The organism is Streptomyces phaeochromogenes (assembly GCF_001418655.1).
GTDB lineage: Bacteria > Actinomycetota > Actinomycetes > Streptomycetales > Streptomycetaceae > Streptomyces > Streptomyces phaeochromogenes.
The window spans coordinates 1-7,007 of record NZ_LIQZ01000510.1; the positions used below are offsets into that span (position 1 = coordinate 1).

The window sequence follows — 7,007 nt, forward strand, 5'->3', positions numbered from 1 at the left end:
CGCAGTTCCCCGCGCCCCTCACGGGGCCCGGCCCCCCTTTGAGGGCTCGCTCAGTCGCCGTGGTCGTACACCGTCACCTTGATGCCCCGCTCTATGAGCCGCTCGGCTATCAGCGGCTCCACTCGTGACCACTTCCCGCCCGCCAGTCCGCAGCCGATGCGGGGCATGTGGACGGATGCGCCGAGTTCGAGGGCCTTGTCGGCCAGTGGGGCGAGGGCCGTGTCGATCGCCTCGTAGCGGACGGGGACGCCCTTGCTGCCGGTCTTCGTGCCCCGCTGGCCGATCATGTTGGCCACCCACACGTATCGGTCGACCTCGACGAACTGGGTCGCGCCCAGGGCGAAGTCGTTGCCCGCGCGCTCGCGGTGCCAGCGGCGGTAGGCCGCCTCCGGCTCCGGCCAGCGGTTCGACAGGGCGAGGACGAAGCCCTTGCCCCAGCCCCCGATGTCGTTGCAGACATGGGCGATCAGCTTGACGCCCTTGCCAAGCGGGGTGGTGGCGTCGCCCCGGACGTACGTGATCTCCGACATGACGCCAACCGTACGGACCGCCACTGACAATCGGCCAAGCCATTCGGGGCCGCCGACCGCCCGTGGGAGCTTTCACAACGCAGGTGAGACAGCAATACTGTTGCACCGCACCCGTGAGGCAGATGTGGCACCCGAAGGAGCGGTCAATGGCGACGGACATCGAGGAGCCGACGCTCACGGTCGACGAGCTGGCCGCGCGGGCGGGGGTCACGGTGCGGACCGTGCGGTTCTACGGCACGAGGGGGCTGCTGCCGCCGCCCGTGATCGGGCCGCGCCGGGTGGGGCACTACGGCCAGGAGCATCTGTCCCGGCTCGCGCTCATCGAGGAGCTGCAGCACCAGGGGATGACGCTGGCCGCGATCGAGCGCTATCTGCAGCAGCTGCCGGAGGGGCTCAGCGCCCATGACCTGGCCATCCACCGGGCCGTGGTGGCCTCCTGGGCGCCGGACTCTGCGGAGGAGGTGAGCCGCGCGGAGCTGGAACGCCGGGCGGGCCGGCCACTGAGCGCGGAGGACCTGGACCGGCTCGTCGCGATGAGCGTCGTCAGGGAGGCAGCCGGCCCGGGCACGTACCGCGTGGACCTCGGGCTGCTGCGGCTCGGCGTCCAGCTGCTCGACGTACCGATCGCGCACGAGACGATCCTCGCCGCGCGCACGGTCCTGCTGAAGCACACGCGCGCCGCGGCCCACGAGCTGTCCCTGCTGTTCCGGGACGAGGTGTCCGAGCGCGAGTCCGTCGAGGCGGTGAAGGACCTGTCCGCTCACATGCAACCGCTCGTGGTGCAGGCGTTGTTGACGACCTTTCAGCGTTCACTGAAGGAGGAGCTGCGGGAGTGGCTCACCGAGGAGTCCTGAGCCGCCGCCCCCGGTCCCTCACACCTCCTACCCTCACAAGTACGCCGACCCGCCTGCCACGTTGAGCGTCTGGCCCGTCAGGAAGCCGCTGCCCTCGTCGACGACGTACAGCAGCGTGGAGACCAGGTCGGACGGCTCCTGGGTTCTGGGGACGGCCTGTTGGGCGCGGACGTGCTCGAAGCCGCCGTCGGCGCCGACCGTTCGCGCGGCGGTCGCGGTGCGGACCATGCTCGGTGCGATCGCGTTGACCGTGATGTCGTACGGGCCGAGCGCCGAGGCGAGCGCCCGGGTGAAACCGATCAGGCCTGCCTTCGAGGCGGTGTACGCCACCATCGTGGGCGGTGCGGTGAGGACGGCGGCGGAGGCGATGTTCACGATGCGCCCCCAGCCCGCCGCCTTCAGGTACGGCAGGACGGCCCGGGTCATCAGGAACGGCGCCTCCAGGTTGACGCGCATGACGCGCCGCCACTCCTCGGGCGTGGTGTCCTCGAAGGGCGACTCCGGGTACACGCCCGCGTTGTTGACCAGGACGTGCAGCGTGCCGAACTGTTCCAGCACTCGTTCGAGCGCCGCGTCGACCTGCGCCTCGTCGGTGACGTCGGCGATCAACTCCACGTAGTCCAGGACGCGTTCGGCCGTCCGGGGCTGCGGGACGAGGTCGAGTCCGGCGACTCGGTAGCCTCGTCCGGCGAGCGCGACGGCGAACTCCTGCCCGAGGCCCTGTGCCGCTCCGGTCACCAGCGCGGTCCGCGTCTCCATGCGGTGAGTGTGATGACCCGTCAGGCGGCGGGCAAGAGGGCCTTTCCGGTCTTCGGAACGCGGTGGCCGGGTCCGGCGGCTGCTCTCTTCGGGCGGCGGTTGCGCGACTCGACCCGATCACCACCGCGCCCTGTTCCATTCGCTGGAACGGCCGTGTTGCCGCGCGCGCCCGGCGGCCCGACGCTGCGGGGCGACCCCCAGCCGCCAGCGTTCGGGAGCCGTGCCCGATGACCGAGACCGACCGTGCCGTGGACGACGCCGAGCGCGCCCGCGAACAGGGCGGCGGCGGAGGGTGGTTCGGGCTGTCGCCCGGTCGCGGTCGACTGTCGGCGGGCCGCCTCGGGAACTGGCGGCGGAGGCTGCCCGACGAACTCGGCGTCCTGGTCGTCCTCGCCCTGCTCGTCGCCGGCATCGGCATCCCCTACCCGGACTTCCTCGACAGCGACAACCTGCTCTCCACGGCGCACAACTCGGTCTACATCTCGCTGATGGCGTGCGGCATGGTCTTCGCGCTCGCCATGCGCGAGGTCGACCTGTCGGTGGGCGGCAGCTACGCGATGTGCCTGGTCGTCGGCGCCCTGCTCATCCGGGAGGGCGTCGCGCCCTGGCTGGCCGTGCCGGCGGTACTGGTCACCGGGATTGCGCTCGGGGTCTTCAACGCACTGGTCACGACACTGCTCGCGCTGCCGTCGTTCATCGTCACACTCGGCACGCTGATGCTGTTCCGGGGTGTGGGGCTGGCTCTCGCCGACGGGAAGCAGATCACCGATCTGCCGCTGGACGACTCGTTCTTCACGCTCGCGGGCGGTGACGCGGCCGGAGTGCCCTTCGCGCTCTGGGTGTTGCTCGCGGTCGTGGTCGTTCTCGCGGTGCTGCTCGCCCGCACCCGGTTCGGGGCTCGGGTGCGGGCGATCGGGTCCAATCCCGACGCCGCCGCGTTCAGCGGTATCCCCGTCGTCCGTACGCGAGTTCAGGCCCTCGCGCTGTCCGGTCTCACCACGGCCTGCGCGGCGGTCCTCGCGCTCGCGTACTACGGCGCCGGTGATCCCACGCTCGGCCAGGGCTACGAGTTGCAGGCCATCGCCGCGTGCATCATCGGCGGCACTCCGCTCGCGGGCGGCCGTGGCTCGGTGGTCGGGGCGGTGGCCGGGGCGATGATCCTGTCCGTCGTGGCCTCCGGGCTCGTGTTCTTCGAAGTACCCATCAACTGGACGTCGTTCGCGACCGGCGGGGTGATCCTCGTCGCGGTCGCGGCGGACAGCGCGCTGCGGCGCGGCGGACGCCGTCGACATTGAAGTCCCTTTGTCCGGAGCCTGGTTCGGATTGGCCAGGGTCCTGTTCGGAGCCTGGTTCGGAGTTTGTTCGGAGCCGCCTTGGAGGCCGTCATGCACTCCCGATTGCGTACGCTGTCCGCCGCGCTCGGCGCCCTGGTCCTCCTCTCCGCCACCGGCTGCGGCAGTGACGACGGCCCCGGCAGCTCGGGCGGCGGCAAGCTCGACATGGGCATCGCGGTGGCCAACATCAGCCTCAACTTCGCCCACGAGATGGTGCTGGGCGCCGAGAGCGCCGCCGACCACGCGGGGGACGTGAACTTCAAGGCCGTCGGGCCGCCCAACACGGACGGCCCCGCCGAGGTGCAGCTCTTCCAGAACCTCACGGCACGCGCCAAGGACGGCATCGTCCTGGAGAACCTCGACCCGCCGATCTTCACCCGGCCCGCCGCGCGCGCCGTCGACCAGGGCATCCCGATCGTGGCCCTGGACACCTCCCCCACCGACGGCAGCAAGGTGACCTTCTACGTGGGCAACGACAACTACGCGCTGGGCGAGTTGATGGCCAAGGAGGCGCTGAAACGGCTCGGCGACGACCCGAAGGGGGAGATCGTCGTCGGGGTGCCCAACCCCGGGACGCCGGTGCTCGACAACCGGGCCAAGGGCATCGCCGACACGTTCGAGAAGGAGGCTCCGGGCGTGAAGGTGCTCGGCCCCTTCCAGACGTACAGCGATCCCGGGCAGAACCACAGCTCCTGGTCGTCGCAGGTGGGCGCGCACCCGAAGGCCCTCGCCTTCCTGGGGGTCGGTGACGCCGACAGCTACAACCTCGCGAAGATCAAGAAGGAGAAGAACGGCAAGTGGCTGACGGCGGGCTTCGACGTCGACCCGAAGACCCTCGACGCGGTCAAGGACGGCTCGAACTTCGTCGCCATCGACCCGCAGCACTTCCTCAAGGGCTACCTCTCGACGGCGATGCTGATCGAGTCGGTGCGCGACAACGACGGCAAGCTGCCCGACGGCTGGTTCCTCTCCCCCGGCGGGGTCGTCGACTCCTCCAACATCGACGAGATCATCACGCGGCAGAAGTCCGCGAAGGCGGCCTACGACTGGTACAAGCCCGTGATCGACAAGCTGCTCGGCGACCAGAAGGCGCAGCTCAAGCCGTTGAAGGACGCGCGCTGAGATGACGTACGGCGACATGCTGGCCGCGCAGGGCCTGGTCAAGTCGTACGGCGGGGTCAGGGCCCTGGACGGAGCCGGCATCCGGCTGCGCGGCGGGGAGGTCCACGCACTGGTCGGTGAGAACGGGGCGGGCAAGTCGACGCTCGTGCGGATCCTGTCCGGCACACTGCGGCCGGACGACGGGACGGTGCGGCTCGCGCCGGAGGCACGGTCGGGCGGAATCGCCGTCGTCTCCCAGGAGTTGAGCCTCTTCCCCGACTTGTCCGTACGGGAGAACCTCTTCCCCTACCGTCCGCCGCGGCGCTTCGGGCTGCTCGACCGTACTGCGATGGACCGCGCCGCGCGCCCCGTGCTCGCCGAGCTGGGACTCGACGTCGAGCCCGGCACCCTGGTCGGTGAACTTCCGCTCGCCGACCAGCAGTTGACGGAGATCGCGCGGGCGCTGCTGCGCCGGCCGCGAGTCCTGGTGCTCGACGAACCGACGTCCGCACTCCCGGCCGCCGCCGTGGACCGCCTCGAACAGGTCCTGCGGACACTCACCGGGCGGGGCATCGCGATCCTGTACGTCACCCACTTCCTGGAGGAGGTGATGCGCCTCGCGCAGCGCGTGACCGTACTGCGCGACGGACGGGTCACGCTGGCCGGCGTACGGCGGGAGGACGTCGGCGTGCCGGATCTCGTGACGGCGATGCTGGGCGGGACACCGCAACAGCCGGTACGGCGGACACGTGCCGTGGCCGACGGGCCGCCGCCGGTCGTGCTCTCCGGGGTGTGCGTGCCGGGGTGCCTCGCGGACGTGACCTTCACCGTGCGCGCGGGAGAGGTCGTGGGCGTGGCGGGGCTCCAAGGGGCGGGCCATCTCGACGCGTTGGCTGTGGTGTGCGGGCGTACGGCCGTCTCCGTCGGCCGCGTCGACATCGGTGGCCGGGGGCTGCCGCGGTCGCTGCGGGACGCGGTCCGGGCGGGCGTCGCCTTCGTGCCGAGCGACCGCAAACGGTACGGGCTGATGACCGACCGCACGGTGTGGGAGAACACCACGGCGGTGAGCTGGCTGGCTCTGGGGCGGGGCGGTTTCATGCCTTCGCGCGCCGAACTGGTCCGCCGCACCGGTGACTTGACGGAGCGTCTACGCCTGCGCGGCGACCCGCACGACGTCGTGGCCCGCCTCTCCGGCGGCAACCAGCAGAAGGTCGTCTTCGCGAAGTGGCTGGCCACCGAGCCCCGCATCGTCGTCCTGGACGACCCCACGCGTGGCGTCGACGTCGGCGTACGGTCCGAAATGCACCGCATCGTGGGCGAGTTGGCGGCGGGCGGCGCCGCCGTCCTCATCGCCTCGACCGACCTGGCCGAACTCACCGAGGTCTGCGACCGGGTGCTGATCTTCGTACGGGGCCGGACAGTCGAAGAGTTGAGCGGCGCCCGGCTGACCGAGCACCAGCTGGCGGTGTCGATGCAGGCGGGAGGCAGGGCCGGGACCGAGCAGTGACCAAGTCCCTGCCTCCCCCACCCCTCACGCCGACAGTGCCCGTGTCAGCGCACGCGCCGCCGCGCACACCCGCGCGCCGACGCGTTCCATGTCGAGGCGCCGGGTCCCGCCCGTCACGGAGAGGGCGGCGACCGGGCGGCGTTCGTGGGCGTAGACCGGGGCCGCGACGGCGGAGATGCCGATCTCCGCCTCCTCCAGGTTGACGCCGAAGCCACGGGCACGGGTCCGTGCGAGGTCGCGGGCGAGCTGGCCGGGCAGGACGAGCGTGCGCGGGGTGAGCCTGGGCAGCGAGACACCCGGCGGCCGGGGGTCGTGGGCCAGGAAGACCTTCCCCGTGGCGGTGCAGTGGGCGGGCAGGCGACCACCCGTGCGCGAGACGATCGGTGTGGCGCGGCGGCCGGTGAGCTTCGCCAGGAAGAGCGTGTCGGGGCCGTCGGGCACGGCCAGGTGCACGTTCTCGCCGGTCGCCTCGTACAGGTCGCCGAGGAACGGCAGCGCGATGTCCCGCAGTTCACGCGCGGACGGTGCCGACTGACCGAGTACGAAGAGGGCGAGCCCGATGCCGTAGCGGCCGTCCGGTCCGCGCTCCACGAGCCCCAGCCGGACCAGTTCGCCCAGCAGCCGGTGGGCGGTCGGCTTGGGCAGCCCCGTGCGCAGCGCGAGTTCGGCCAGGCTCTGCGCGCCCTCGGACTCGCCGCAGGCACGCAGCAGCGCCGCCCCTCGCGCGAGCACCGACTTCGGCACCCGAGGTACTTGAGGCACCTGACTGTCCGTCATGGACCGATGGTCCGGCCCCGGCAGGCGGGTGACAAGGTGCGGGTCCCTGTGAGTCACCGATCGCCGCCAGAACTCGTCCGACATGCGAGGGAATTCGCACCCCGCCGTCCCATGGCCGCCACGTCGCCCCGCCCGCCGCCCGCCG

Annotated in this window: 7 protein-coding genes; 4 read left to right on the forward strand and 3 right to left on the reverse strand. The window is 71.4% G+C overall.

The annotated features are described in order from the left end of the window. Positions 1–50: 50 nt before the first annotated feature. Entirely contained in the window at positions 51–530 is a 480-nt protein-coding gene (locus AOK17_RS44240; RefSeq protein WP_055618306.1) for a macro domain-containing protein, read from the reverse strand. Between the two features lie 146 nt (positions 531–676). Between AOK17_RS44240 and AOK17_RS44245 the strand changes: the two genes are divergently transcribed. Next, positions 677–1,384, forward strand: a complete 708-nt coding sequence (locus tag AOK17_RS44245) for a MerR family transcriptional regulator (protein WP_055618307.1) — start codon at positions 677–679, stop codon at positions 1,382–1,384. 33 nt (positions 1,385–1,417) lie between these two features. On the opposite strand, the gene AOK17_RS44250 is transcribed toward AOK17_RS44245, so the two are convergent. Further along, positions 1,418–2,143 (reverse strand): SDR family NAD(P)-dependent oxidoreductase, encoded by a 726-nt coding sequence (locus AOK17_RS44250; protein WP_055618308.1) that lies wholly within the window; start codon positions 2,141–2,143, stop codon positions 1,418–1,420. A gap of 227 nt (positions 2,144–2,370) precedes the next feature. On the opposite strand from AOK17_RS44250, the gene AOK17_RS44255 reads away from it, so the two are divergent. From AOK17_RS44255 to AOK17_RS44265, 3 genes are all read left to right on the forward strand, one after another. After that, on the forward strand, positions 2,371–3,438 hold the full coding sequence (locus tag AOK17_RS44255; RefSeq protein ID WP_055618309.1) for an ABC transporter permease: 1,068 nt from the start codon (positions 2,371–2,373) through the stop codon (positions 3,436–3,438). 90 nt (positions 3,439–3,528) lie between these two features. Then, positions 3,529–4,599 (forward strand): sugar ABC transporter substrate-binding protein, encoded by a 1,071-nt coding sequence (locus tag AOK17_RS44260; protein ID WP_055618312.1) that lies wholly within the window; start codon positions 3,529–3,531, stop codon positions 4,597–4,599. 1 nt (position 4,600) lies between these two features. Continuing rightward, the gene (locus tag AOK17_RS44265; protein WP_055618310.1) at positions 4,601–6,085 is read left to right on the forward strand and encodes a sugar ABC transporter ATP-binding protein; all 1,485 of its coding nucleotides are present in this window, start codon (positions 4,601–4,603) and stop codon (positions 6,083–6,085) included. A gap of 24 nt (positions 6,086–6,109) precedes the next feature. Here AOK17_RS44265 and AOK17_RS44270 read toward each other — a convergent pair whose 3' ends face one another. Continuing rightward, positions 6,110–6,862, reverse strand: coding sequence for an IclR family transcriptional regulator (locus tag AOK17_RS44270; RefSeq protein WP_055618311.1), 753 nt, complete (start codon positions 6,860–6,862; stop codon positions 6,110–6,112). Positions 6,863–7,007: the final 145 nt, after the last annotated feature.